This window comes from Janthinobacterium sp., from assembly GCF_031995485.1.
Lineage (GTDB): Bacteria > Pseudomonadota > Gammaproteobacteria > Burkholderiales > Burkholderiaceae_D > Janthinobacterium.
Map to the genome: position 1 here is coordinate 160,874 of NZ_DAMAGB010000004.1, position 25,950 is coordinate 186,823.

Genomic DNA, 25,950 nt, shown 5'->3' on the forward strand with positions numbered 1-25,950 from the left:
TCATGAACGAGCCGACGATATATCTGGACAAGATGGCAGAAGCCATAAGGCGCTTGGACGCAAGCGAAGACTACCTTGCGAAGCACCACGAGTCAGGAAACAAATTCGAACTGGAGTCGGCAGTTCTGCAACTTCGCAAAGCGATGGAGGCAATTGCTTTGGCCGCCATCGCCCCAAACAAGCAGCAATACGCGGCAATCCGGAGTAAGGCCGAGAAATCGCCCGACTTCCGCACGGACTGGGCCGCTGACGCAATTTTTCTTGCTCTCAACAAGGTCAATGCCGACTTCTACCCGGACCCGCTGCTTCGGCAAACTCAAATTGCACCCGGCCACTGGCACTTCGGAAAGCCGCTTAACGGCTACATGAAACGCAAGAATTTTGAGGCGCTTTATAAAAGGCTAGGCAAGTTCTTACACGCAGATAATCCTTGGGGACAGGACAAAGGCTGGCAACAATTTGCCTCAGACCTCCCGGACGCTATAACAAAAATTCGAGCGCTGCTCCACAAACACCGGACCATTATCCGAGCGCCGGACTTCGAAGGCGTGTGGGTTGTTGATGCGCCGAGCGATGGCACTCCTCCCCGAATGATTAGGGCAACCGCGCAGGGGCCATTTACTACAAAGCTGGAATTCAACAAATGACCTATGCGAAAGTATAAGGATAAGCGGATTCAACCCCAGAGTTGATGACGTAGCCCCATCGGTCTGATCGATTTTTCCTAGGACTTTGCTATTGCGAGTGAGAAAGCACGTATTTCTAAGCAAACTCTAAATGCTAAGATTCTTGTTCGGAAATAAAATCCGTAGATAACAATTAGGGTGCTCAGATTTGCGATCTGCAAGCACTGGTGCACTTCAAATACTAGGGGCAATAAATCATGCCATTTTCCGCAACTGTCTTTAACGTCCTTATTGCATCACCATCAGATGTTCCCGCTGAACGGGAGGCGATCGCAGCAAGTCTGCACGAATGGAACGCTCTCAATTCAGTTGAAACAGGCAAGGTTTTACTCCCTGTAATGTGGGAGTCACACAGCGCACCCGTGATGGGAGACCGACCGCAGGCCATCATCAATGATCAAGTCGTCCATACTTGCGACATGTTGATCGGCGCTTTCTGGACAAGGCTAGGTTCTCCGACCGGGATTGAAGACAGTGGGACAGTCGAAGAAATCAAGTGGTTCCTCAAGAACAACAAACCTGTGATGCTCTATTACTCCAAGGCGCAACCAGATCTCGATGCAATCGACACTGCACAGCTAGAGAAACTTCGTGAATTCAAGAAGTCCATTCGCGACAAGGGAATTCAAGAGCAATACGTTCTTGTGGACGAGCTAAAGCAGAAACTATCAAGGCAGCTGACGATCGTGATGCGCGGCATGTCCGTTGGAACAGTGGTCAACCCAAGTGTTGTTAAGGAAGCTCGCGCCTCTGGCGCTAGCCCAACTGATACCGTCGCCGAGCCAACAAAAACAGCGCCGCAGGTGCCTGAGGCTGAGAACAACGAGTCACTTTGGTTTGAAGATTACAGCGAGAAGTCTTTCGCGGTGCGAGGCGATACGCTTAATCATCGCGAAGAGTTGAAGCGCTTGGGAGGCAAATATATTCCTCTTAAAACAGGTGGTCGCGGATGGAATTTTTCAAAAAAACGCTTAGCTGAAGTAGCGGAGTTGCTGACCGTTCCGCCAGAACTGCGCCCAGCGTAAGCAATCGCTGGTAACTTTTTGGCTGAGATCTCTGCGCATTTTTTACGCGTTAGTTCTCACGTCCGTGTGGGGTGACGGCACCTATAAGTTTAATAGGCGACAAAGGATTCATCTCGCCACCCTTCAAAGTGGCTCATTCCGTCACCCCACAAAATTACCCAATCATGGGGCACGGTGACATATTCAAGGGGTGACAGAGACAATCGAGAACTACGTTCTCGAAAAGGGATACACCCCCTCCCTATTCGCTTCATTTCTAAGCCATAAAGTCATCTCCTCGTTCACACAGCAAGGCGCGCACTTTGGCGAGCTGATTTGCTACCGCCTGTCTTGAAATCTGCACCCCGGTCATCTGGTAGTAGCGGGCCGCAATCTCAGTTGGGCTAGCGCCCTTCACGGGAGCGAGGGTCAGGTCTGACATTTAGACACGGACTGATGTATTGAGCGCCGTAGAAGCATGCTAGGTCGAAAACCTGATTAGAACCACGAACGCATGCCGCAGGCGCGTCGGACTGCCGAGGAGTAAGGGGCGGGTCTGCCATTCGGACACGGAGTCACGCAAAGGTTCAGCACACCCGCCAGGGTCAGGTCCGCCATTCGGACACAGACTGATGCATTGGACGCCGTAAAAGCATGCTCAGTCGATAACTAATTAGAACCATGAACGCGCGCCACAGGCGCGCGGGGCTGCAGCGCAGCGGCAGCTGTTGCGGAGCCACGGTCAGGTCCGCCATTTGGACACGGATTGGTGCTGTGGTTGCAGTAGAATCCCTTAGGTCTTTGTCGGCAGCGTCGCGTGCAGAGGACCTGCGTTCGTCGCTATAACTGACCGGGCTTCTGAAGTACTCAATGCATCAGCCCGCGTCCAAATGGCGGACCTGCACCCGACCCTTTATAACTCGTCGCGGAAGGCAGCAGAGCTACAATCCGATGCGTCATAAGTCTATTCCATGGTACTGAGTACACGTGCGACGTGTACACCGGCATCCGGATGTGCGTAGAACTACGACCGTTTGGTATGCATCTCGTCTGCCAAAAGCCAGTACAAGTTATAATAGAAGGTTTGTTGTATTTTTTAAATTTTGTGAAAATTATCACAAAAGAAACAGTTAAACTAGAGCATTCTGTCGCAGTAGAAAGCTATTTACCCATAGAAAATTGCAAAAATGAGCAACAAAAAAATGACCGAGAATTCCCAGCTTGCGGCCACCGCAAGAATGTTCTCGTCTGTGGTTGTTCAAGAGTTGGCAAGGCAAGGAAGGTCTCGCACGTTTGCTCGCTTGCTTGGCGAATCGGCATTGCATGAAGTAGTCAGCGGTTCCGCACCGCTAAGTGCATTTTTTGAATCTGCGTTTGCGCTCTTGACACGGAAGAACTTTCGGTATGAGTATGCCTACCGAGCCGCAGTCACGCATAAAATTTTACTTGGTATCCATTCACTAAACACCGCCTCAATGCTTTCGGAATTTAGAATTGGGACATGCAAGGCTGACCTGGTCATATTGAATGGCGCATCCACTGTTTACGAGATCAAATCAGAACGTGATAACCTTGATCGACTTCCGAATCAAATCGCCGCGTACTTTAAAGTCTTTTCACGCGTAAACATCATAACGAGCGAGAATCACATAGACGCGGTGCTTGACAGCGTCCCCGATGATGTAGGTGTGTTGCTTCTCAATAGCCGCCTTAAAATTTCCCCCGTACGAGAGGCCCAAGACCGGCTGACGGATCTGTGTCCGTTGACTTTGCTTGACTCGCTACATAGGAACGAAGCGTTTGAAATCCTAAAATCTTTCGGTGTACCCATTCCGGATGTCCCTAATACCCGCATTCACAGCGAATTAGCTACAATATTTTCAAGATTGCCTCCACACAAACTCCATGAGTGTATGATAAGGATTCTAAAAGAAACCCGTAGCTTGCTTCCACTATCTGAGCTTGCGCGAGCGTTACCAAAGTCATTGAAGCCCTTGGCGTTTTCAAGTTCAATACGCGAGCGGGATCATGAAAGGTTAATCGCATCGCTCTCCACTCCGGTTGCGGAGGCCCTCACCTGGGCTTAACTGCATGTACTATCCATACTTCCGTGGTAAGCAATTCGATTTAATCACTATCCGAGAATGCGCGCCTCTTATGGCGAAAGTCGGATTCACTCCAATTGTAGAACCGGTCAAGGAAAACTTGAACGGTCTCAAGCGTGCTATTGATGCGGTTAACTTGGCTGGAGGGAACCTTATCCTGATTGTCAATCCTGTAAATGGACAGCACTCTGAGGACCCGGCGGCGCTGACAGCTCTGATGCAAGACGAGTTGAACGAACATCAAAATATCGCTCCCGGCATCCTTTTGAGCGAAGGAATGACCGTTGAAGCGATCATGGCCCTATGTAACTCATATCGTGAGCGGCAGATTACACTCATACATAGCGGCTTCACGGATCGCACACTGGCAGATCATCTAGAGCGAGGGGGGATGGCTATCCGCCACGTATTTGTAGGGGACAATCGTTTATATAGGAAGCACTTCAAAGGTGACGAACGAATTCTCGTTCTAAATGGATTTGAAAAACGAGCCAACAGGCAGCATCCCGAGTACGAGGAATTTTCTGATCTCCACGTGACTTTTGAAGAAGTGGGAATGGACGGATTCGGTGACTTCTTGATAGTGGGTGCCGACTATAGCGATGGAGGTGGTCCGGCCTACTCAGTTGCAATTCATCTGACTTGCATTGACCCATCAAAAGATGATGCTATGTTTATTCATCATTTCAAATCAATTCGCTATGAAACCCCAACAGATCCTGCAGGGAAATTTGCGGAAGCGCTTGACAATTTAGCCGCTGAAGTCAACTCAGAAGGTACGAATATTCTGAGAACCAATGCGGTTCTAGAGTTTTTGTCTCTGCGTGACAGTGGCCACTTCCCAGGGTTGGGTTATGCGAAAAAATTGTCCATGAATCATCATATTGAAACGCTTGCAGCATATTTTCTTGCAAAAAAATGAGCGACCCGCGCCTGTGCTGTCCCGAGTGCTTCGGCGATCGATATCTACGACGAGAACTGTTTCCCACTCTATCTAAAACGTCCGGTAATTGCTCCTATTGCGACTCGAAGGAGCAACCGCTACTAGATCCGATACTCCTTCGTGAACAGTTTGAACTTGTGATCGGCGTCTACAAACAAGATCCGACAGGCAAGACTTTGGTCGAATTCCTCAGAGAAGACTGGAGCTTATTCGAGCGCTTAGATATTGCTCACACAAAAGACTTGCTTAGCGATATTCTGGATGATGGTCAGATAGTGCGCGAACGGTTTCAAGCCGTAGTAGAGCGAAAATCTGAAGGCCTTACCAATTGGCAGAATCGTTGTGTGGAGCTCATGCATTCGAATCGCTTTTTTCCTACCACTAGGGTGGACTTGGAGCGCCTGGAAGAGTTACTGTCAAATCTATTACTTGACCAAGCTGACATGCCACAGTTATGGTACCGCGCAAGAATTCAAGGGTCCGATGTGGCATATCTCGCTGAGCATATGGGCGCGCCGCCACCTGAACTTGCATCGCACGGTCGAGCAAATCCAGCTGGAATTCCATATCTATACATCGCATCCAGCTTTGCAACGGCAATTTCGGAAGTCAGGCCACATAGCGGCGATTTCATATCTGTAGCAGCAATAACGCTCCCGGAGGGCTTGAAGATTGCAGACCTGCGCAATCCTCGAAAGATGGTCTCGCCCTTTATCTTGCCCGACAGTCAAGAGGTGTCAGAGATGTGCGAGGATGTTCGCCTATTGGAACGTCTAGGCGAGGAGTTGACCCGTCCTGTATTACCCAAGTCGGCAGCCTATGACTACATTCCAAGCCAATACCTTTGCGAGTTTGCGAAGAAATGCGGCTACGATGGCGTAATGTATCGTAGCTCAGTTGACGGCGGAGTCAACCTGGCCCTGTTTGATCCTGCCAAGGGCACTGCAAACAATGTAACAGTCCATTCAGTCTCACATGTGTCTGTGCAGTTCCACGCCGTCTGACCCACCACAGGCGAGCCATACTCAGATCACCAATTTGTTTCCCATCTATCGCACCAACGAGACATGCTTTGTCATTTCTATCGACCACGTGATGCTGCTGATTTTCCTCTTAAAATATCTACGATAGCAAGCATTACAACGCGATGGTATCCGGTCTGCCTATCCAACACGGACTCATGCGTTGGCCGCCGTAAAAGTTTTGCTCAGTCGAAATCTGATAGCACCATCAAACCGCGCCGCAGGCGCGCGGAGGGCTAGCAGTCAGTATGCCGCCAGGGTCAGGTCTGCCATTCGGACACAGACTGACGTATTGGACGCCGTAAAAGCATACTCAGCCGATACCTAATTAGAACCACGAACGCGCGGGCTGCCGCGCAGCAGCAGTTGGACGATTCGGAGAGGGCCGGTAGTCCCCTGTGACGTCTTACGAGGTGGGACGTTTCTAATCCAGCCACTATTAACTCCAACTCAAGCAACTCCCCGCCTAGCGTCAATGCAGCGTTGTTGCCATTAAGCGATTTCCTCTGCATCCCAGGCGATAGACTTGGGGCCGATAGGAATAGGTGCAGGCAACACGCCTGCCTTCACCTTGCGCCAGATTGTGGCGCGGGACCAGCCGGTGGCCTCGATTACCGCAGGCAAGCGGAGGAATTTTTTAGTCGTGGTCATAAGATTCTCCTTCGATTGATGAACTGCAAACAATGGAGAGTCATGCCGACTCTCCGCGATAGTTCCGGCAGCGCCAGGGCTGCACTCCTTACATATCTTCCGCTCCATGCGCTGCGCCCCTGATACAAGTGGTCGGTTATCTGCCCAGATAGATGGAGGTGACCTGTTCACGGCCATGCCCCATCTCTGCCGAAATCTTCAGCCGCGCGGCATGATCCACCAATTTTTGCGACGCATCCAGCTGTCTGGAAGTCGCGCCGCCACAGGCTGGGCTAGGTCGGCCAGTCAACTCGGTATAGCGCCGCTGCGCGTACTCATGACGCAGCCCATGCACGCCACGAATGCCAGCCTTGTCGCACTGCGCACGAAAGCGGTTCAACTGGTCCCGATACCGCAACTGCGCCGGAATCAAGCTGCCTTTTCCCGCTAGCGCCTTGGCAGCTTCCAGCACGGCGTGCTGCTGCATGGTTGTGATCGGCACCTCCCTGTACTTGCCACCCTTGGTCCAGCTATCCTGCAGCCGCAAGATGTTCCCGCCATCGGCCCATCCCGGCTTGATCTTGATGCTTTCCTCGCGCCGCAAACCAAACGCCGCCTGCAGCTGCAGGGACATGCGCGTATAAGGATCGTTCACGTGGGCGAGCGTGTCGGCGTCGAGCACCTTCGCCTTGGAGACGTCGGTGACAAACACCCGCTCCGCGATGCCGTATTCGCCGTTGGTGCGCGCAATGATATTCTCCTTGCCGATCTTCTCGGCCCACCAGCGCAGGGCGCTCATGCGATTCTTGATCGTTCCGGTACTGACGCCATCCTGCTTCCACTTGTCGAGCAGCGCCACCACATGCTTTGGTTTCAGACTGCCCACGCTCATATGCTGGAAGCCCCGTTCCGCCAGGTCGTTGGCGCACAGGTTTAATAAACGTTCGCGGTCGGCCTGCGTCGCAAAGCTGCCATCCCGGTTGCGGTGACAGAGTTGCTTGAGCTGGCGGGGGAGTAGAGGGAGTCTTGGGAGTCGGATACGGATTGATGCGTTGGGCGCTGTAGAAGCATGCTCAGCCGCAAACCTGATCAGAACCACGAACGCGCGCCGCAGGCGCGCGAGGCTGCCGCGTAGCGGCAGCAGTTGGTCGATTCGGAGAGGGCCGGGCCGGTAGGCCCGACCCTTCGAATCCCCCGCGCACGCCCCGCAGGGGGCGTGCTTCTCTCCGCCGGCAGACGAAAAAAAAGCTACCCGAGGGTAGCTTTCTTTTTTCGTCTTTGGCGGAGAGAGGGGGATTCGAACCCCCGATAGAGTATTACCCTATACACGCTTTCCAGGCGTGCGCCTTCAGCCGCTCAGCCATCTCTCCTGCATGCAATGCTGGCGTACTACTTGCATTGCTACTGTTTCCGCTTGTCGCGAAGCCGCAGATTATAGCAAGGAATCCACGTTCTGCCAAAGATATTTACCTTGGGGTAAAAGTCTGGTTCAACCCAACATCTTGACTGCTGGGGTCAGACGGGGACACCGAGTCCCGACGGTCTGACCCCGAATGCAGCCGGCGACTGGCGGAGGCTGTATTACGACGCCTCTTTCAGCTGATCCAGGATGGCCGGGTTTTCCAGCGTCGAGACGTCCTGCGTGATCGTCTCGCCCTTGGCCAGCACGCGCAGCAGGCGGCGCATGATTTTGCCGGAGCGGGTTTTGGGCAGGTTGTCGCCGAAGCGGATCTCTTTCGGTTTCGCGATCGGACCGATTTCCTTGCCGACCCAGTTGCGCAGTTCCAGCGCCAGCTTCTTCGCTTCCTCGCCGGTCGGACGGGCCTGCTTCAGCACCACGAAGGCGCAAATCGATTCGCCTGTCGTGTCGTCCGGACGGCCCACCACGGCAGCTTCGGCGACCAGCGGGTTGGCGACCAGGGCCGATTCGATTTCCATCGTGCCCATGCGGTGGCCGGAGACGTTCAGCACGTCATCGATGCGGCCGGTGATGGTGAAGTAGCCGGTGTCCTTGTTGCGAATGGCGCCGTCGCCGGCCAGGTACATCTTGCCGCCCAGCTCTTCCGGGAAGTAGCTCGACTTGAAACGGTCCGGGTTGTTCCAGATGGTGCGGATCATCGATGGCCATGGGCGCTTGACCACCAGAATGCCGCCCTGCCCGTTCGGCACGTCCTGGCCCGCTTCGTCGACGATGGCGGCCATGATGCCCGGCAATGGCAAGGTGCACGAACCCGGCACCATCGGCGTCGCGCCAGGCAGCGGCGTGATCATGTGGCCGCCGGTTTCGGTTTGCCAGAAGGTATCGACGATCGGGCATTTTTCGCCGCCGATGTTTTTGTAGTACCACATCCACGCTTCCGGATTGATCGGTTCGCCCACCGTGCCCAGCAGGCGCAGGCTGGTCAGGTCGTAGTTGCTTGGGTGGACTTTCGGGTCCACGTCGGCCGCCTTGATCAGCGAGCGGATCGCCGTTGGCGCCGTGTAGAAGATGCTGACGTTGTGTTTCTTGATGGTTTCCCAGAAGCGGCCCGCGTTCGGATAGGTCGGGATGCCTTCGAATACCACCTGGGTGGCGCCGACGGCCATCGGGCCATAGGCGATGTAGCTGTGGCCGGTGACCCAGCCGATGTCGGCGGTGCACCAGAACACGTCGTCGGGCTTGATGTCGAAGCTCCACTTCATGGTCAGCGCGGCCCACAGCAAATAGCCGCCGCTCGAATGCTGCACGCCTTTCGGGGTGCCGGTCGAGCCCGAGGTGTACAGGATGAACAGCGGATGCTCGGCATCGACCCATTCCGGCTCGCACTGCGCGCTCTGGCCTTCGACCAGCTCGTGCAGCCAGGTGTCGCGGCCTCCCACCATCGGCAGCTCGCTGCCGGTGCGCTTGTACACAATGACGTTCTTGACGGTGTCGCAGCCGCCCAGCGCCAGTGCTTCGTCGACGATCGATTTCAATGGCAGCTTCTTGCCGCCGCGCAGTTGTTCGTCGCCCGTGATCACGGCCACGGCACCGGCGTCGATAATGCGTTCCTGCAGCGACTTGGCCGAGAAGCCGCCGAACACCACCGAGTGGGTCGCGCCGATGCGCGCGCAGGCCTGCATGGCGGCCACGCCTTCGACCGACATCGACATGTAGATGATCACGCGGTCGCCCTTGGCGATGCCCTTGGCCTTCAGGCCGTTGGCGAACTTGCAGACTTTTTCGTGCAGCTGTTTGTAGGTGGCTTTGGTGACGGTGCCGTCGTCGGCTTCGAAAATGATGGCGGTCTTGTCGCCCAGGCCATTTTCAATATTGCGGTCGAGGCAGTTGTACGAGACGTTCAGCTGGCCGTCTTCAAACCATTTGTAGAACGGCGCGTCGTCTTCGTTGAGGGTGCGGGTGAACGGTTTTTTCCAGCTCAGGTTTTCGCGCGCCAGCTTCGCCCAGAAGCCCTCGTAGTCGCGCTCGGCGTCCGCCACCATGGCCTGGTAGGCATCCATGCCCGAAATGGTTGCCTGCGCAGCGAATTGCTGGGAAGGTTCAAAAATGCGGGACTCTTCCGGTCCCTGCTGCTGCGTGCCTTGGTTTTCTGTCGTGGCCATGCTGATCTCCAGTGTAGTAATTGTTTGCCAATACCATATTCCCGGCGTCTTACGGACGCCTTACAGCCTGGTGTTTTTCATGCTCCTGTCCTTACCATACTCGCCCGCATTGATGAGCGTCAAGCGCGTGACGCCCTTCACGCGCCCTCTATAGTGACCCCAATGGACTGTCCTGTCTGTTTATCTTGGGCCTGCATGTGTTTCATCAAGACCAAGAACTCGACATGGGGGCATGCGCAGTGACTATCAGCAAGTGTAAAATGTCGGGCATGCCGAAAAGTCGGCATTAATCCCCAGGACTCTCCACATGATCGACCATTCAAACAAGCCCTCCCATACCAAGCTGCACCCCTTGTCTGCTTTCATCTTCATGTCGCGCTGGCTGCAATTGCCACTGTACCTGGGCCTGATCCTGGCGCAATGCGTCTATGTGTTCCATTTCTGGGTGGAACTGTCGGACCTGATCGGCGCCGTGTTCGGCAATGATGCAGCCCTGCAGCACGTAATCAGTGCCGTTACCGTGCCGGGCGTCACGCCTCCGGTCAAGCTGAACGAGGCCACCATCATGCTGGTCGTGCTGGGCCTGATCGACGTGGTGATGATCTCGAACCTGCTGATCATGGTCATCATCGGCGGCTATGAAACCTTCGTGTCGCGCATGCACCTGGATGACCATCCGGACCAGCCGGAATGGCTGTCGCACGTCAATGCGTCGGTGCTGAAAACCAAGCTGGCGATGGCCATTATCGGCATCTCGTCGATCCACCTGCTCAAGACTTTCATCAACGCCAACGCGTATGCGAAGGAACCGAACGTGGTGATCGCACAGACCGTGATTCACATGGTCTTCATCCTGTCGGCGATGGCGATTGCGTATACCGACCGCATCATGACCGTGACCCAGAACCAGGCCCGCCAACCCCATTAAGCAGCAAGCAGTAAAGCATCAACGTCTTACCCTTCTTAATCTCGCGAGAACACCATGACTGTCATAAAGCAAGAAGACCTGATCGAATCCGTCGCCGCAGCGTTGCAGTACATTAGCTACTACCACCCTGCTGATTACATCGAACACCTGGCGCGCGCCTACGAGTCCGAGCAGAGCCCGGCCGCCAAAGATGCGATCGCGCAAATCCTGACCAACTCGCGCATGTGCGCGGAAGGCAAGCGTCCGATCTGCCAGGACACGGGTATCGTCAACGTCTTCCTGAAAATCGGCATGGGCGTGCGCTTCGAAGGCTTTTCCGGCACGGTCACCGACGCCGTCAACGAAGGCGTGCGCCGCGCGTACAACTTCGACGACAACAAGCTGCGCGCCTCGATCGTGGCCGACCCGCATTTCGACCGCAAGAACACCAAGGACAACACGCCAGCCGTGGTGCATATGGAACTGGTCGAAGGCAATACCGTCGACGTCAAGGTCGCAGCCAAAGGCGGCGGCTCGGAAAACAAGTCGAAGATGATCATGATGAATCCGTCCGACTCGCTGGTGGACTGGGTCATGAAGACCGTGCCGACCATGGGCGCCGGCTGGTGCCCGCCGGGCATGCTGGGCATCGGCATCGGCGGCACGGCCGAAAAAGCCATGCTGATGGCCAAAGAGGTGTTGATGGAAGACATCGACATGTATGAGCTGAAACAGCGCGGCCCGCAGAGCAAGCTGGAAGAGCTGCGGATCGAGCTGTGCGACAAGATCAACTCGCTGGGCATCGGCGCGCAGGGCCTGGGCGGCCTGACCACCGTGCTGGACGTGAAGATCATGATGCACCCGACGCACGCCGCCTCGAAACCGGTCGCCATGATCCCGAACTGCGCCGCCACCCGCCACGGCCACTTCGTGCTGGACGGCTCGGGCCCGGCCTACATGACGCCGCCGCCGCTGTCGACCTGGCCTGACGTATCGTGGGCGCCGGACACGGAAAAATCGAAGCGCGTCGACCTCAACACGCTGACGAAAGAAGAAGTCGCTTCGTGGACGCCGGGCCAGACCCTGCTGCTGAACGGCAAGATGCTGACCGGCCGCGACGCCGCGCACAAGCGCATCCAGGACATGCTGGCCAAGGGCGAAGAGCTGCCGGTGGACTTCAAGAACCGCGTGATCTACTACGTCGGCCCGGTCGATCCGGTGCGCGACGAAGTGGTCGGCCCGGCCGGCCCGACGACGGCCACCCGCATGGACAAGTTCACCGACATGATGCTGGAAAAGACCGGCCTGATCGCCATGATCGGCAAGGCCGAGCGCGGCCCGGTCGCCATCGAATCGATCCAGAAGCACCAGTCGGCCTACCTGATGGCCGTTGGCGGTTCGGCCTACCTGGTGTCGAAAGCCATCAAGGGCGCGAAAGTGCTGGGCTTTGCCGACATGGGCATGGAAGCGATCTATGAATTCGACGTGGTCGACATGCCGGTGACGGTGGCGGTCGATGCCAAGGGTACCTCGGTGCACAACACGGGACCGAAGGAATGGCAGGCGAAGATCGAGCAACTCAACAGCGTCAGCAAGATTCCTGTGACGGTTGCTTAAACAGGCACTACCATGAACGCCGCGCGGCATGATCAGCGCGGCGTTTTTTTATTCTTTCCGGCTCTCTATGACTTTTACTTTACGCGACGCACCCATCGGCGTATTCGACTCCGGCGTCGGCGGCCTGTCGGTGCTGCGCCATATCCGCGCGCAGCTGCCGCACGAAGATTTGATCTACTTTGCCGACTCGGGCCATGCGCCGTATGGCGACAAGACGGAACAGCAGGTGATCGACCGTTCGCTGGCGGTGGCAAGCTTCCTGCTGCAGCAAGGCGTCAAGGCGGTGGTGGTGGCCTGCAATACGGCCACCATTGCCGCCATCAAGGCGCTGCGCGCGCGCTATCCCGAACTGCCTATCGTCGGCGTGGAACCGGGCCTCAAGCCTGCGGCCGCGCTAAGCCGCAACGGCCGGATCGGCGTGCTGGCCACCGAGCGCACCTTGCGCGGCGAAAAACTGCTGGCCCTGCGCGAGCAGGTCAGCAGCGCGACCGGCGCCACCTTTCTGCTGCAGCCCTGCGTCGGCCTGGTCGAACGCATCGAGCAGTGCGCGATGGGCAGCGAGCCGGGCGACGCCACCAGCGCCATGCTGGAGCGCTACATTGCCCCGCTGCTGGCGCAAGGCGCCGATACGCTGGTGCTGGGCTGCACCCACTACCCGTTCGTGCAGGACGCGATCATCCGCACGGTGCGCGCCCATACGCAGGAAGCGGTGACCCTGGTCGACACGGGCGACGCCGTGGCGCGCCAGCTGGCCCGCCTGCTCGACGCGGCCGGCCTGCGCCGCGAGGCGAACAGCGCGCCGAAACTGCTCGGCTACACCACCGCCGGCGTGGAGGCACTGGCGATCGCGTTCGCCGGTTTGCTGGATTTGCATCCCCCGGTGGAACACGTCGCCACATAGGGAAAACACAGGCTGGACAGGCAATCTTTCGAAGAATGAAAAAAGACTGGATTTAGATTTGCCACTTCGCCGAATCCTTTGTATAATTCGGCACCTGTTCAGCAAAACAGTAGTTGAACTAGCAGTAAGACAGTGGTGGCTGTAGCTCAGTTGGTAGAGTCCAGGATTGTGATTCCTGTTGTCGTGGGTTCGAGCCCCATCAGCCACCCCACAGAATTAGCAGGAAAATTAAAGGGTTACATGCTTCGGCTTGTAACCCTTTTTTTGCATTTTCCAACGGTTTATCTTATTTTCCAACGGCCGCGGTCGGCGACCGCACTGCCAAGCGCAAGAAAGGCCAGGCCGAGCTGATGAAGCTGCGGGAGTGGTTGACCAGATTGTGCGCGGTCACGCAGCGGCGTCATCGGCGCCACCCGATGGAGGCTCAAGACTCTTGTTGCGGTTCTGCTCAGTTGCCCAACTTTTCCGGACGATTGCAGTATTCTCGATATGACCAGAACTTTGTTCCTTCCAAGGCACGCTCTAGCTCATCCATACCGTCGGGGCCAAGCACTCTTGAAAACGGTTCTGCCAATATTCGCCTACACATCGACAACGCTTTCAAACCTTCAGACTCAAGAAAATACTCAACAACAATTTCCTTCCATGCATCACGCGGCACGTCATGATGTCCAGAGGTAATACGGTCAAGCGAAACGACCAGCTCATTGAGATGTCTCAGCACGAAGACAATATCGTCTTTTTTGAATTCAATTTTTTCAATCATATCAGCTTAAAAATGCCGTTCACTTGGGTGAAATTGCTGCCAAATGCGGGATTGAACGACCCCATCTGAGCGACTGCTGCCCAATATAGCAGCGGCAAAGCCAGCTCTGGTATAGTCGTCGACGCGTTCTAGCAACGACGCACAGCGTATCTTAGTTTCCCTCACCATCATTAGTTCTTGGCGCTCGATAACGTTGAATTCCTGGATGACTGCATCACGCAGAAACTGCTTAAAATCAACCTGAGCCAGGTCCGCTTTTGGCCGAAATCGGCAGCCTTGCTCAGCATGGCAGGCTGCCGCCGTGAAAAACCAACGACGACGGCGACGGCCGAAACCGACCCGAAGCAGACTGCCGGATGTATTTCTTCGTGTTCTATATGTGCCATCATGGAATGCCATTCGCCCTGCCATCAAGACGTACACCCAACACTTCCGCGTATTTTTAAGCTGGCTAAAGATTACCAGGGAAGTGGGCCATCGGGACCATTGAAACTTCCGGTGGGGCTCCCCGTATCAAGGGTAGCAAGCACAAGCGCGTGCGCGCCGACTTCGACCGTGTCCGTCCCCATAAAATCGTTGATCGCGGTTGCCGTGAAGCTGGGACTGGCTGCACGCACTTTGATAGCGCCCGGCCAGGGCGGCGGATGTCAGGTGGGTGTCGGTCATGGTTTGCGCCAGGAAGAGGAAGCACAAACCATAACATGAAGAAATATCAGCCCGCCAGCACCGACTGCACCGTCGTCGCCAAGTCTTCCATGCGCACCGGCTTGACGAGGAAGTGGCGGAAGCCCACGGTCAGCGCGTCGTCCATGTACATCGGCAGGCTGTGGCCGGTGACGGCGATCAGCGCGGCGTTGGCCGTTTCGGGATTGTTGTGCAGGCGGCGGCCGATTTCGATGCCGCTGATGCCGGGCATTTCGATGTCGAGGTAGACGGCGTCGGGCACGCAGACCTTGACCTGCTCGACCGCCATCTGCCAGTTGCGCACCACCACCACGTTGTGGCCAAACGTTTCCAGCAGCATGGCCAGCGATTCGCCGACTTCCTGGTTGTCATCGACCACCAGCAGATTGAGTTTGCGGGCAGGCGCTGCCGCGTCATCACCCTGGCGGCGTTCGGTGGACTGGTTTTCGATGGTTTGGCTCATGTGTATGTTTATTCTGGCGTCGGCGAAAACGGCAGTATACAAGAAGCGCGCCCAGTCCATCGCACGCAAGCGATCTGGTGGTGCGATGACGCACGTACCGTCGGCACGGCAGAGGAAGGTGGACCAGCCTGATCGGCGTCGCGCAAGGCGGCACACGATGGCCGGTGGCAAATGATGCGATGTATACTTGTGAAACGTTGCCAAAAGGAATTAAATTGCGACTACAATAGCTTTTACTTGGATCAAGAAATACCGCGCATCTATCCGCCGGGGCCGCCCTGCCGCCCCGATCACCAGCACACACTATTGAACAGGATGGCAGTTGCCATCAGCACCCACCATGGCTGAAGAAAAACCTATTACTGAAACGAGTTCCTATGGCAAGGACACACCGGTAGGCCGACCCGATATCGATGGCCGCGCGGGCGTGTTCGTGCCGACGGACGAGTTTGATATCCATAACACGACCACCATCCGCAAGGGCGCCGGCATCGTCGGCTTCGGCAATCACGACGGCACGCTGACCGTGTATTTCGAATCGAACCGTTTCGACGAAAGCAATCTGCACAAGTGGGAAAACAAGGCGCGCAAGGCATATGACCGGATGGTCATGGGCGCGCCGACTGTGTCGAAAGGCAAGTTCGATGCACGCTTCCTGGAACAGGTGGGCATCATTGATGGCATGGGCATCAACCTGAAACATCCGGAACGGCTGACGCACTGGCTGGCCATGTCGAACGTGCCCGATACGGCGCCGGAAGAGCCGGTGGTGCGCTGGAAAAACAGGTAAGCGCGCTGTCAGCGCGCCATCGCTGGGTTGGCAAGCTTTCGTCCTACAGATGGGCGGACATTCATCTGATTCTTGTAGGAATCAATTGTAACTATGATGGAGTCATACCGTCAGCGATCACACGCTCAACCCACTGCCCAGGAGTCCGTCATGTCCCGCCTTATCCCCTTCAGCTTTGGTGCCTTCCAAATCAGTCTGGCTGGCGCGGCCATGTATATCTTGTGCTCGGCAGATGTGCTGCACCAGGCGTCGGTGTATTTTCACTGAAACGCCCGGTCTGCACGGTAATGGCTAGCGGCGGCCGTGATAACGGCCATGCCCGCCCCAGCCACCGCGCGGCCCGCGATAGCCCGAGCGGCCAAACCCGAACATGAAGTCAAGTCCGATCGACACCGGCGGATTATAGTAATACGGCTGCGGCGCATACACCGGCGCTGGCACGTACACCGGTTGCTGCACATACACCGGCTGCTGCTGCACATACACTGGCTCACTCGTATATTCCACCCGCGGTTCACTGACCACGCGTGCCGACTGCACCGGCTCGGATGATACCGTATGCCATTCATAAGGGTTATAGGCCGCCTGCGGCGCACGCGTGCCATAGTAAGCGGGACCGGGGGGCGCCACGGCGCAGCCGCCCAGCGCAGCCATCGATAATACTGCCAACAAGGTCTTCATCGCACACTCCTTTTCCACTCTAGTACTATAAGAAATAAAGCGGCCCTTTGCTGCCCTTTTACTGAATGTTACACGCCGATGCAGTGCGCAACATGAAACGTGGCCGCGATGCCACAGTCCGCATGGCAACCGTTAAATGAATGGAATATCGCACTTGTCGATGGCCTTGCCATCGGCACCATGGCGCTGCGCGCAGACCTGGTAGCGCACGCCGTAATCGAGTTCGATCTGTTCCACCTTGCCGTATTTCAAGCCGATCACATGCTGCACCTGCTGCTTGCCGGCCAGCGCCGCCACGTCCTTCGGAATCGCCATTGCCGTCTGCACTTCACCCTGGCGGGCTTCCTGGCGACGGGCCACGTCGATGGCCAGCGCAAACGTCATGTTGACTCCCCCGTCGGCATACGCGAACGATGGCGCACTGCGCTGGGCCCGCATCACGCCCCAGGCGCACTGCCTGTCCTGCGCGTCGCAGCGCTTCAACTGTGCCAGCGGAAAGTATTCGGCGGCTACTTTGCCGTGCTTGATCGGCCAGCTGGTGCGCACGCCATCGCGCTTGCCGCTCATCGGATTGATCCAGCTCAGGCTGTTGACGAGGGCAACCGTCTGCCCCGCGTCCAGTCCGGGCGGCGTGCTGAGTCCGGCGCAAGCCGACAGGGAAATGCCGACGGCGGCAACAAGGGATAGTTTCAGGATGGAATGCATGATGGCCTCCGGGCATGGGAATACGACAATATAGTGCCGAGCGTAACAGATACATGGCCACGCGGGTGGCGCATATGGCAGAACGGGCGGCGCCGCCATTGCGGTGCCGCCCGTCAGGGGTAAAACAAACATCGGTCCGGCCATGCTGCTGCAGGCCGGTGGCGATCAGTCCAGCTTCCAGGCGTAATCGACCTTGGTCCAGGTCTGGGCCGCGCTGCCGTCCTTGGTGCCGGGCTTGAACTTGCAAGCCGACAAGGCCTTGATGGCAGCCTTGTCCAGGTTCTTGAAGCCACTGCTTTTCTCGATCTTGGAATCGGCCACGGTACCATCGGCGTTGACCAGGAAGGACATCGATACCGTGCCCTGCTCCTCGTTCATCAGCGAGGCTTTCGGATAGTCGACCTTGCAGACCTTGGCGTCGAAGGACGCCGGAACCTCTGCCGCAAAGCTAGCGGACGAGACAGAAAACAGCAATGCTGCTGCAACACCCAGATGACGCATACTTTTAGACATTTGTTTCCCCAATAAAAATCAAAACACAGTGATGATTACAGCTTCCAGGAGTAGTCGACCTTGGTCCAGGTCTGGGCCACGCTGCCGTCCTTGGTGCCCGGCTTGAACTTGCAGGCGGTAATGGCCTTGATCGCGGCCTTGTCCAGGTTCTTGAAACCGCTGCTCTTGTCGACTTTCGAATCGACCACCTTGCCGTCGGCCGAGACCAGGAAGGACATGGTGACGTCGCCCTGCTCTTCATTGACGAGCGATGCTTTCGGGTATTCGGCCTTGCAGGTTTTTGCATCGAAGGTCGCTGGCACTTCGCTGGCCAGGACGGTGGCGCTGACGCCGGACAGGAGTACAGCTGCGATAACACTACGCTTATTCATAGTTACACTTTTCAACAACGTTAAACAAAATCGTAAAACTGGCTGCACGCATCAGCGCGCAGCCCAGGACTCTACTGCCACCATGGCTCTGCTACTGTGACTACCTTGCTACAAAATCAAAACTCTTCCCACTCATCATTGCTGGTGGTGGCCGGCACCACGCGCTTGGACGGTGCTGGCGCCGCCGCGGCAGGCGCTGCGGCCTTGCGCGTGATGGCCTTGACCGGACGCGCGGCTGGCGCCGGTTTGCGCGCGGCCACAGGTGCGGCCACTGGCGTGGCGGCCATGGCCGGCACATAGGCAGCGGCACGCTCTTCGCCTTCGACCAGCTTGAAGATGCTGACCACGTGCGACAGTTCGGCCGCCTGGTCCTGCAGGCTTTGCGCCGCAGCGGCGGCCTGTTCCACCAGGGCCGCATTTTGCTGCGTCATGCCGTCCATCTCGATGATCGACAGGTTGACCTGTTCGATGCCGGCGCTCTGTTCGGCGCTGGCGCTGGCGATCTCGCTCATGATGTCGGTCACGCGGCGCACGCTGTCAACCACTTCGCCCATCGTTACGCCGGCCTGGCCGACCAGGCGGGTGCCGCGTTCGGTTTTCTCGGCCGAGTCGTCGATCAGGATCTTGATTTCCTTGGCGGCGCCAGCGGAACGCTGGGCCAGGTTGCGCACTTCGGACGCGACCACGGCAAAGCCGCGGCCCTGTTCGCCGGCACGCGCCGCTTCCACGGCCGCGTTCAGCGCCAGGATGTTGGTCTGGAAGGCGATGCCGTCGATCACGCCAATGATGTCGACAATCTTCTTCGCCGACTCGTTGATCGAGCTCATGGTGTCAACCACTTGCGATACCACCGAGCCGCCCTTGATGGCGACGTCCGAGGCGGTCGCAGCCAGCTTGTTGGCTTCACGGGCATTATCGGCATTCTGCTTCACGGTCGAGGTCAGTTCTTCCATGGCCGACGCGGTTTTTTCCAGCGCGCTGGCCTGCATTTCGGTACGCGAGGACAGGTCGATATTGCCGTCGGCGATTTCACGCGAGGCCGTGCCGATGGTTTCCGTGCCGACCCGTACCTGGCCGACGATGCCGACCAGGCTGTTGCGCATTTCCTTCATTTCCGCCAGCAGGCTGGAATTGTCGGCGCTCTGGGTGTGAATGCCGATCGACAGGTCGCCCTTGGCGATGCTGCCGGCGATCGACGCCGTGTAGTCCGGTTCGCCGCCCAGCTGCTTGAGCAGGCCGCGGGTAATCACCAGCGCTGCCGCCACGCCGATGGCCACCGCCAGCGCGCCGAGCACGATCATGAACAGGCGGGCGCTGTCGAAGGCCTTGCGGGCATCCGCTTGCATCTGCTCGTTGAGCTTGTCTTCCAGCGTGGCCAGTTGTTCCAGCGCATCGATCCATTTTTTCTGGACCGGGCGGATTTCCTTGATCATCACGCGCGTCGCCGCTTCGGCATCGTTGGCCATCCACAGCGCGGACGCCTTGGCAATCGCCGGCATGGCAGCCGCTTCGTATTCCTTGATCGAAGCGAGCAGGGTTTTTTCTTCGGCAGTCGATTCGACGGCGAACTTGGCTTCCAGTTTTTTCTGGGTTTCCTGGTAGGTCGCGGTCTGCGTCTTGATGCGCGCCATTTCCGGTTCCATGTCGCCCGAATCGGTCATCAGGGTCAGGATGCGCAGCGATGTGATGCGGTCGCTGACGTTGCCACGCATGTCGATCACCAGGCGGGTGACCACGTTGTTGACATTGATGACGTGATCGAGGCGTTCCTGGATCTGCGCCATGCGCGCAATGCCGAGTATCGTCACGGCCACCAGCAGAACCAGTACCAGGGCGAACCCCAGGCCCAGGCGGGTACCAACCTTCATTTTTGCTAAATTCATTTCGGCTCTTCGTAAATGAAACTATTGATAAGAATTTTGCCCGGCACGACAAGACGAACGCCGCGCAACGCCGGTATCCACCCTGACCTGGCGGCCTGCTGGTGGTGTCCGGCTGCGCGCAGCACGGGTTGCTCCTGCTCCTGGCAGCCCCTGTGATGAGACAGTGACTGCGCATGCAAATTTGTCGCTCACATTTATCTTTTTGTCACAATTAATTCCACTATGACACATAAAATTCGCATGAGAAATATTTGTCTATAATCAATTATAGGTGTAAATTTTGCCTCTAAGCAAGCATTAACTGCCCGGATAAGTTGCAGATTAACTTTCTTCGGGGAAATGACAACAACACCGTCTCTTGCTCAGCAGAAATGCCCCATGACTGTGCAACGATGTGCCAAAAATGCGCATTGTCAAGATGCGATGCCATGCAAATGGGCGCATTTTCACCACAAAATGGCAGGGAATATGGGAAAAGCAAAGCTGCCGGAATGGCATTGAAGGGCGGAAAAATCGCGCTCTGGACGAGGATTCAGCTGTCCCAGCTGCAATGCAACAAATACGCGTGATGGCCTGCGCCGAATACATATACGCTCCAGATGGCGCCCAGCTGCATCGCCAGGCTGCGCCCATCGGACATCAGCCGATACCAGTGCGGCGCGGTGCCGAACATCTCCAGCAGTTCGCGCTCGAAGCCGTCGAACAGGCGAGGATCGAGCGGCTGGCGGTCCGTGTCAGTCATCGGACGCAGCCGTTCCAGCAGCCACTGGCGCGGCGTGCAGGCGGCGCCGCTGCATGCCACCGTGTGCAAGGGCGGCAGCGACAAGCCGGCGGGCGACAGCGACAGGGCCGCGCATACGGCCGGCAAGGCTGCCTGCGGCGCCATCGCCCCCAGATAGGAACAGCTCAGTGCAGTGCCGTCATCTTTCAGCGCGCCGATGGCCTGCAGATAGCCGTCCAGCTGGCGCGCATTGCCGCGCGGATCGCCATGACGGCTGCCGTTCATCAGGCCAGCACGGCAGGCGACAGGCGCGCGGCCGCTTCAAGCAGCAGGCGCGGATCGCCGGAAGCGAGCTTTTTCGAATCCGACAGGGTCTGGCGAAAACCGCGCGCGCCGGGCAGGTTCTGCATCAGGCCCAGCATATGGCGCGTGATGCTGTTCAGTTTCATGCGGTCTTCCTTCGCCAGCTGCGCAGTAATATAAGGAATCATCGCTTCGAGCACCTGCTCGCGCGTTTTCACTTGCGTATCGTCACCGTAATAGCGCTGGTCGAACTGCGCCATCAGATACGGATTGTGATACGCCTCGCGGCCCAGCATCACGCCATCGAGGTGCTGCAGGTGCAGGTCGATTTCATCGAGCGTCTTGATGCCACCGTTGATCAGGAATTCGAACTGGGGAAAGTCGCGCTTGAGCTGGTACGCATATTCGTATTTCAGCGGCGGCACTTCGCGGTTTTCCTTTGGGCTCAGGCCTTTCAGGATGGCATTGCGCGCATGCACGATAAACGTCTTGCAGCCGGCCTCGGCCACGGTGCCGACAAAATCGCGCACGAAGTCGTACGACTCGCTGTCGTCGATGCCGATACGGTGCTTGACGGTGACATCGATATCGACCACGTCGCGCATGGCTTTCACGCAGTCGGCCACCAGTTGCGGCTCGGCCATCAGGCAGGCGCCGAAGGCGCCCTTCTGCACGCGCTCGGACGGGCAGCCGCAGTTCAGGTTGATCTCGTCATAGCCCCACTGCTGGCCCAGCTTCGCGCTGGTCGCCAGGTCCTTCGGATCGCTGCCCCCCAGCTGCAGCGCGACCGGATGCTCTTCCTCGTTGAAGCGCAGATGGCGCTCGACGTCGCCATATACCAGCGCGCCGGTGGTCACCATCTCCGTGTAGAGCCAGGTGTGGCGCGTGATTTCGCGGTGGAACTTGCGGCAGTGGCGGTCGGTCCAGTCCATCATCGGGGCAACGGACAGGCGGCGGGAAGGCAAAGTAGAGGAAGTCATGGTGTCTATGAAAAACAGGGGCTGCAAATGACAAACCCGCTGCGCGCATCACCGGTTAGTGTCATGCGGCGCAGCGGGTTTGGAAGCAGCATGGCCAAGCGGCCATGCTTGCACTACATATTACGCGTCACGCGACGCTTTTTTACGCTCGTGCTCTTTCAGGAAGCGCTTGCGCAGGCGGATCGATTTCGGGGTGATTTCGACCAGTTCGTCGTCCTCGATGAATTCGACCGCGTATTCCAGCGACATCTGAATTGGCGGCACCAGGCGTACCGCTTCGTCGGTACCCGACGAACGCACGTTGGTCAGCTGCTTGCCCTTGATCGGGTTGACGACCAGATCGTTGTCGCGCGAGTGGATGCCGATGACCATGCCTTCGTAGACCGGGTCATTGTGCGACACGAACATGCGGCCGCGGTCTTGCAGTTTCCAGATCGCGTAGGCAACGGCAGCGCCGTCATCCTGCGAGATCAGCACGCCGTTGCGACGGCCAGCCATTTCGCCACGGGTGTTGTCGACCGGTGCGTATTCGTGGAACACGTGGCTCATCAGGCCGGTGCCGCGGGTCAGGGTCATGAATTCGCCCTGGAAGCCGATCAGGCCACGCGCCGGGATCAGGTACTCGAGACGCACGCGGCCCTTGCCATCCGATTCCATGTTCTGCAGGTCGCCACGACGGCGGCCCAGTTCTTCCATCACGCCGCCCTGGTTGGCTTCTTCAACGTCAACCGACAGGTTTTCAAACGGCTCGTGGCGCACGCCATCGACCATTTTGAACACCACGCGCGGACGCGACACGGCCAGCTCGAAGCCTTCGCGACGCATGTTTTCGATCAGAATCGTCAGGTGCAGCTCGCCGCGGCCCGATACTTCGAAGATCGTGTCGTCGTCGGTTGGTGCAACGCGCAGCGCAACGTTGGCTTTCAGTTCTTTTTCCAGACGGTCACGCAGCTGGCGCGAGGTCACGAACTTGCCTTCGCGGCCAGCCAGTGGCGAGTTGTTGACCATGAAGTTCATGGTCAGGGTTGGCTCGTCGACGGTCAGCATCGGCAGCGCTTCTGGCGTATCGAGTGCGCACAAAGTCGAACCGATGCCGATTTCGTCGATACCGTTGATCAGGCAGATGTCGCCGGCAACCGCTTCGTCCACCAGCACGCGCTCCAGGCCCTTGAAGTTCAGCACCTGGTTGATGCGGCCCTTGATTGGCGTGGCGCCTGGACCATTGATGACCAGCACGTCCTGGCCGACCTTGACGGTACCGCGGTTGACGCGGCCAATGCCGATCTTGCCGACGTACGACGAGTAGTCCAGCGAGGTGATCTGCATCTGCAGCGGGCCTTCCGGATTGTCGTCACGCACTGGCACGTGTTCCAGGATGGCGTCGAACATCGGCTTCATGTCGCCGCTGCGCACATCTTCGGTCAGGCCGGCGTAGCCGTTCAGGCCCGAAGCGTAGACGATAGGGAAATCGAGTTGTTCGTCGGTTGCGCCCAGTTTGTCGAACAGTTCGAACGTCTGGTTGATGGCCCAGTCCGGACGTGCGCCTGGACGGTCGATCTTGTTGACGATAACGATAGGCTTCAGACCCAGTGCCAGCGCCTTGCGCGTGACGAAACGGGTTTGCGGCATCGGGCCTTCCTGTGCATCGATCAGCAGCAGGACGGAGTCAACCATCGACAGAACACGTTCCACTTCGCCGCCGAAGTCGGCGTGGCCTGGGGTGTCGACGATATTGATGTGGGTGCCTTCGTACTCAACAGCGCAGTTCTTCGACAGAATCGTAATGCCGCGCTCCTTTTCCAGGTCGTTCGAGTCCATGACCCGGGTGTCGACCGCTTGGTTTTCACGGAAGGTGCCGGACTGACGCAGCAGCTGATCCACCAGCGTGGTTTTGCCGTGGTCAACGTGGGCGATAATGGCGATATTACGAATTGCGCGTTTTGTAGTAGACATGGTCGTTATATTTGCTGAAAAACTGCAGGGTGCGTACGGGGTGTACGTAGCGTTTCGGTACTGGCTGAAACTGGAACCGCGTAGTATAGCATGTTGCGTTGCGGCGCTATTTAAAATTGATGGCGGGACCAGGCTTCAGGATTGGTTGGGTAAAAAATGCAACACGGGATCGTAGGCCGGATTAGGTGGGGCCGCCGAGGCCGCAGGGCCGTAATCCGACAATATTGTTGACGCCGTCGGTGTTGTCGGATTACGCGCTGCGCGCTAATCCGACCTACGCCGATACTGTGGCGATCAGGCGCTCGGGCGCCAGGATGCTGTATTCCTGCAACTGGCCGGTGCCCAGCAGCCTGGTGTCGTGATACACGCGCACCCTGCCCGGTTCGGCTGGCACGGCGACGTCTTCCTTGCCGAGCGCAATGCGCTGGCCATGCAGGAAGCGCTTGGCCAGCTCTTCGGTCAGCTGCACCGCGGGAAAACTCGACAGCAAGGCGTCCACCGGCGCGAGCAGGCTCAACGGTTCGGCATGCGCGGTCAGCTCGTCGAGCGTGATCACGCCGTCCAGGGTCAGGTCGCCCACCTGGGTGCGGCGCAAGGCATTCAGGTGCGCGCCGCAACCGAGGGCGTTGCCGATGTCTTCGCCCAGCACGCGGATATACGTGCCCTTGCTGCACATCACGGACAATTTCAAAAACGGCGCTTCGTAGCCGAGGAACTCCAGCTTGTGGATGGTCACCGGACGCGCTTCGCGCTCGAGCGTAATGCCGGCGCGCGCATATTCATACAGCGGCTTGCCGTCGCGCTTCAAGGCCGAATACATCGGCGGCGTCTGCAGGATGGGCCCGCGGAACTGCGCCAGCACGGCTTCGATCTGCTCCGGCGTGACGTTCACCTCGCGCGTTTCCAGCACGGCGCCCTCGGTGTCGCCCGTATCGGTCGACACGCCCAGGTGCACCAGCGTTTCATAGGTCTTGTCGGCTTCGAGCAGGTCCTGCGAAAACTTGGTGGCCTCGCCAAAACACAGCGGCAGCAGGCCGGTGGCGAACGGATCGAGCGTGCCGGTATGGCCCGCTTTCTTCGCGTTCAGCACGCGCTTGGACTTGATCAGCGCGTCGTTGCTGGACCAGCCGACGGGCTTGTCCATCAGCAGTACGCCGTCGACCAGGTCGCGCACGCGCTTGATGCCGGGCGGTCGTTTCGGTCCCGCCACGTTTATTGCTCGCCTGCTTTATCTTCCGGCTTTTCGTCCGGTTCGGCATCGGCCGCGCGCGTGGCGTTGGCCTTGTCGATCAGGAGCGACATTTCCATGCCGCGCGAAGTCGAGCTGTCGTGCACGAAGTGCAGCATCGGCAGCGTGTGGATATGCAGGCGCTTGCCCAGCAGGCCACGGATAAAGCCGGATGCGGCCATCAGGCCTTCGGTGGTGTTCTTGATGGCTTCCTTGCTGTCTTTCAACATCGTGAAAAACACCTTGGCATGCGCGTAGTCGGGCGTGATCTGCACTTCGGTGACGGTGATCATCGTGCCCACGCGCGGGTCTTTCAGTTCGTAGGCGATGATTTCGGCCAGATCGCGCTGGATCTGGTCTGCCACGCGCAAGCCGCGCGCCGGCATGGTTTTGCTATGTTTGGCCATGAGTATGGTGTCCTAAGTGCCGCAGGGCGCATGGGTCAAACGGTTGCCCGCTGACCAATGCGCCCCACGTGTTTTGCGCGGACATCGATATGTCCGCGCTGTTCT

At 57.7% G+C, this 25,950-nt stretch carries 25 protein-coding genes and 2 tRNA genes; 11 read left to right on the forward strand and 16 right to left on the reverse strand.

Features of this window, described 5'->3' with window-relative positions:
- Positions 1–2 precede the first annotated feature (2 nt).
- From RTQ46_RS04880 to RTQ46_RS04900, 5 genes are all read left to right on the forward strand, one after another.
- On the forward strand, positions 3–647 hold the full coding sequence (locus RTQ46_RS04880) for a hypothetical protein (protein WP_312434962.1): 645 nt from the start codon (positions 3–5) through the stop codon (positions 645–647).
- Between the two features lie 236 nt (positions 648–883).
- Positions 884–1,711 carry a hypothetical protein gene (locus RTQ46_RS04885; protein ID WP_312434963.1) on the forward strand — a complete coding sequence of 276 codons (828 nt, stop codon included), beginning with the start codon at positions 884–886 and terminating at the stop codon, positions 1,709–1,711.
- Between the two features lie 1,166 nt (positions 1,712–2,877).
- The gene (locus RTQ46_RS04890; RefSeq protein WP_312434964.1) at positions 2,878–3,777 is read left to right on the forward strand and encodes a sce7726 family protein; all 900 of its coding nucleotides are present in this window, start codon (positions 2,878–2,880) and stop codon (positions 3,775–3,777) included.
- A 4-nt stretch (positions 3,778–3,781) separates the two neighbouring features.
- A complete protein-coding gene (locus tag RTQ46_RS04895) occupies positions 3,782–4,717 on the forward strand; it encodes a sce7725 family protein (RefSeq protein ID WP_312434965.1) in 936 nt (311 codons plus the stop codon).
- The gene (locus RTQ46_RS04900) at positions 4,714–5,742 is read left to right on the forward strand and encodes an RES family NAD+ phosphorylase (RefSeq protein ID WP_312434966.1); all 1,029 of its coding nucleotides are present in this window, start codon (positions 4,714–4,716) and stop codon (positions 5,740–5,742) included. The genes RTQ46_RS04895 and RTQ46_RS04900 overlap by 4 nt, the downstream gene beginning before the upstream one ends.
- Before the next feature lie 510 nt (positions 5,743–6,252).
- Here RTQ46_RS04900 and RTQ46_RS04905 read toward each other — a convergent pair.
- From RTQ46_RS04905 to acs, 4 genes are all read right to left on the reverse strand, one after another.
- A complete protein-coding gene (locus RTQ46_RS04905; RefSeq protein ID WP_312434967.1) occupies positions 6,253–6,411 on the reverse strand; it encodes a helix-turn-helix transcriptional regulator in 159 nt (52 codons plus the stop codon).
- Between the two features lie 136 nt (positions 6,412–6,547).
- The gene (locus RTQ46_RS04910; RefSeq protein WP_312435015.1) at positions 6,548–7,429 is read right to left on the reverse strand and encodes a phage integrase N-terminal domain-containing protein; all 882 of its coding nucleotides are present in this window, start codon (positions 7,427–7,429) and stop codon (positions 6,548–6,550) included.
- 240 nt (positions 7,430–7,669) lie between these two features.
- Positions 7,670–7,760 (reverse strand) — tRNA-Ser (locus RTQ46_RS04915).
- 211 nt (positions 7,761–7,971) lie between these two features.
- Positions 7,972–9,972, reverse strand: coding sequence for an acetate--CoA ligase (acs, locus tag RTQ46_RS04920; RefSeq protein WP_312434968.1), 2,001 nt, complete (start codon positions 9,970–9,972; stop codon positions 7,972–7,974).
- A 307-nt stretch (positions 9,973–10,279) separates the two neighbouring features.
- On the opposite strand from acs, the gene RTQ46_RS04925 reads away from it, so the two are divergent.
- From RTQ46_RS04925 to RTQ46_RS04940, 4 genes are all read left to right on the forward strand, one after another.
- Complete coding sequence (locus tag RTQ46_RS04925; protein ID WP_312434969.1) at positions 10,280–10,900, forward strand: YqhA family protein; 621 nt, start codon at positions 10,280–10,282, stop codon at positions 10,898–10,900.
- A 54-nt stretch (positions 10,901–10,954) separates the two neighbouring features.
- Entirely contained in the window at positions 10,955–12,496 is a 1,542-nt protein-coding gene (locus tag RTQ46_RS04930) for a fumarate hydratase (protein ID WP_312434970.1), read from the forward strand.
- A 67-nt stretch (positions 12,497–12,563) separates the two neighbouring features.
- Positions 12,564–13,397 (forward strand): glutamate racemase, encoded by an 834-nt coding sequence (gene murI / locus RTQ46_RS04935; protein ID WP_312434971.1) that lies wholly within the window; start codon positions 12,564–12,566, stop codon positions 13,395–13,397.
- 135 nt (positions 13,398–13,532) lie between these two features.
- A tRNA-His gene (locus RTQ46_RS04940) sits at positions 13,533–13,608 on the forward strand.
- 237 nt (positions 13,609–13,845) lie between these two features.
- Here the strand turns inward: RTQ46_RS04940 and RTQ46_RS04945 are convergent.
- Positions 13,846–14,163: a hypothetical protein gene (locus RTQ46_RS04945; RefSeq protein WP_312434972.1), complete on the reverse strand. Its 318-nt coding sequence runs from the start codon at positions 14,161–14,163 to the stop codon at positions 13,846–13,848.
- A 177-nt stretch (positions 14,164–14,340) separates the two neighbouring features.
- Here RTQ46_RS04945 and RTQ46_RS04950 point away from each other — a divergent pair, with 177 nt between their 5' ends.
- Entirely contained in the window at positions 14,341–14,868 is a 528-nt protein-coding gene (locus RTQ46_RS04950) for a hypothetical protein (protein ID WP_312434973.1), read from the forward strand.
- Between the two features lie 7 nt (positions 14,869–14,875).
- On the opposite strand, the gene RTQ46_RS04955 is transcribed toward RTQ46_RS04950, so the two are convergent.
- On the reverse strand, positions 14,876–15,310 hold the full coding sequence (locus RTQ46_RS04955) for a response regulator (RefSeq protein WP_312434974.1): 435 nt from the start codon (positions 15,308–15,310) through the stop codon (positions 14,876–14,878).
- Between the two features lie 340 nt (positions 15,311–15,650).
- On the opposite strand from RTQ46_RS04955, the gene RTQ46_RS04960 reads away from it, so the two are divergent.
- Entirely contained in the window at positions 15,651–16,100 is a 450-nt protein-coding gene (locus RTQ46_RS04960) for a hypothetical protein (protein ID WP_312434975.1), read from the forward strand.
- A gap of 291 nt (positions 16,101–16,391) precedes the next feature.
- Here RTQ46_RS04960 and RTQ46_RS04965 read toward each other — a convergent pair whose 3' ends face one another.
- The 10 genes from RTQ46_RS04965 to rbfA form a co-directional block, all read right to left on the reverse strand.
- Complete coding sequence (locus RTQ46_RS04965; RefSeq protein ID WP_312434976.1) at positions 16,392–16,781, reverse strand: hypothetical protein; 390 nt, start codon at positions 16,779–16,781, stop codon at positions 16,392–16,394.
- A 132-nt stretch (positions 16,782–16,913) separates the two neighbouring features.
- A complete protein-coding gene (locus RTQ46_RS04970) occupies positions 16,914–17,486 on the reverse strand; it encodes a hypothetical protein (protein WP_312434977.1) in 573 nt (190 codons plus the stop codon).
- A gap of 165 nt (positions 17,487–17,651) precedes the next feature.
- Positions 17,652–17,987 carry an energy transducer TonB gene (locus tag RTQ46_RS04975; protein WP_409518297.1) on the reverse strand — a complete coding sequence of 112 codons (336 nt, stop codon included), beginning with the start codon at positions 17,985–17,987 and terminating at the stop codon, positions 17,652–17,654.
- A 47-nt stretch (positions 17,988–18,034) separates the two neighbouring features.
- Positions 18,035–18,370 carry an energy transducer TonB gene (locus tag RTQ46_RS04980; protein WP_312434980.1) on the reverse strand — a complete coding sequence of 112 codons (336 nt, stop codon included), beginning with the start codon at positions 18,368–18,370 and terminating at the stop codon, positions 18,035–18,037.
- 116 nt (positions 18,371–18,486) lie between these two features.
- A complete protein-coding gene (locus tag RTQ46_RS04985; protein ID WP_312434981.1) occupies positions 18,487–20,253 on the reverse strand; it encodes a methyl-accepting chemotaxis protein in 1,767 nt (588 codons plus the stop codon).
- 532 nt (positions 20,254–20,785) lie between these two features.
- Complete coding sequence (locus RTQ46_RS04990; RefSeq protein ID WP_312434982.1) at positions 20,786–21,259, reverse strand: hypothetical protein; 474 nt, start codon at positions 21,257–21,259, stop codon at positions 20,786–20,788.
- Positions 21,259–22,257: a tRNA dihydrouridine(20/20a) synthase DusA gene (gene dusA / locus RTQ46_RS04995; protein WP_312434984.1), complete on the reverse strand. Its 999-nt coding sequence runs from the start codon at positions 22,255–22,257 to the stop codon at positions 21,259–21,261. Before dusA ends, RTQ46_RS04990 begins: the two co-directional genes overlap by 1 nt.
- 120 nt (positions 22,258–22,377) lie before the next feature.
- The gene (gene typA / locus RTQ46_RS05000; protein ID WP_312434986.1) at positions 22,378–24,210 is read right to left on the reverse strand and encodes a translational GTPase TypA; all 1,833 of its coding nucleotides are present in this window, start codon (positions 24,208–24,210) and stop codon (positions 22,378–22,380) included.
- Positions 24,211–24,484: 274 nt separating this feature from the next.
- Complete coding sequence (gene truB / locus RTQ46_RS05005; protein ID WP_409518298.1) at positions 24,485–25,354, reverse strand: tRNA pseudouridine(55) synthase TruB; 870 nt, start codon at positions 25,352–25,354, stop codon at positions 24,485–24,487.
- A 68-nt stretch (positions 25,355–25,422) separates the two neighbouring features.
- The gene (rbfA, locus tag RTQ46_RS05010) at positions 25,423–25,845 is read right to left on the reverse strand and encodes a 30S ribosome-binding factor RbfA (protein ID WP_312434988.1); all 423 of its coding nucleotides are present in this window, start codon (positions 25,843–25,845) and stop codon (positions 25,423–25,425) included.
- Positions 25,846–25,950 lie beyond the last annotated feature (105 nt).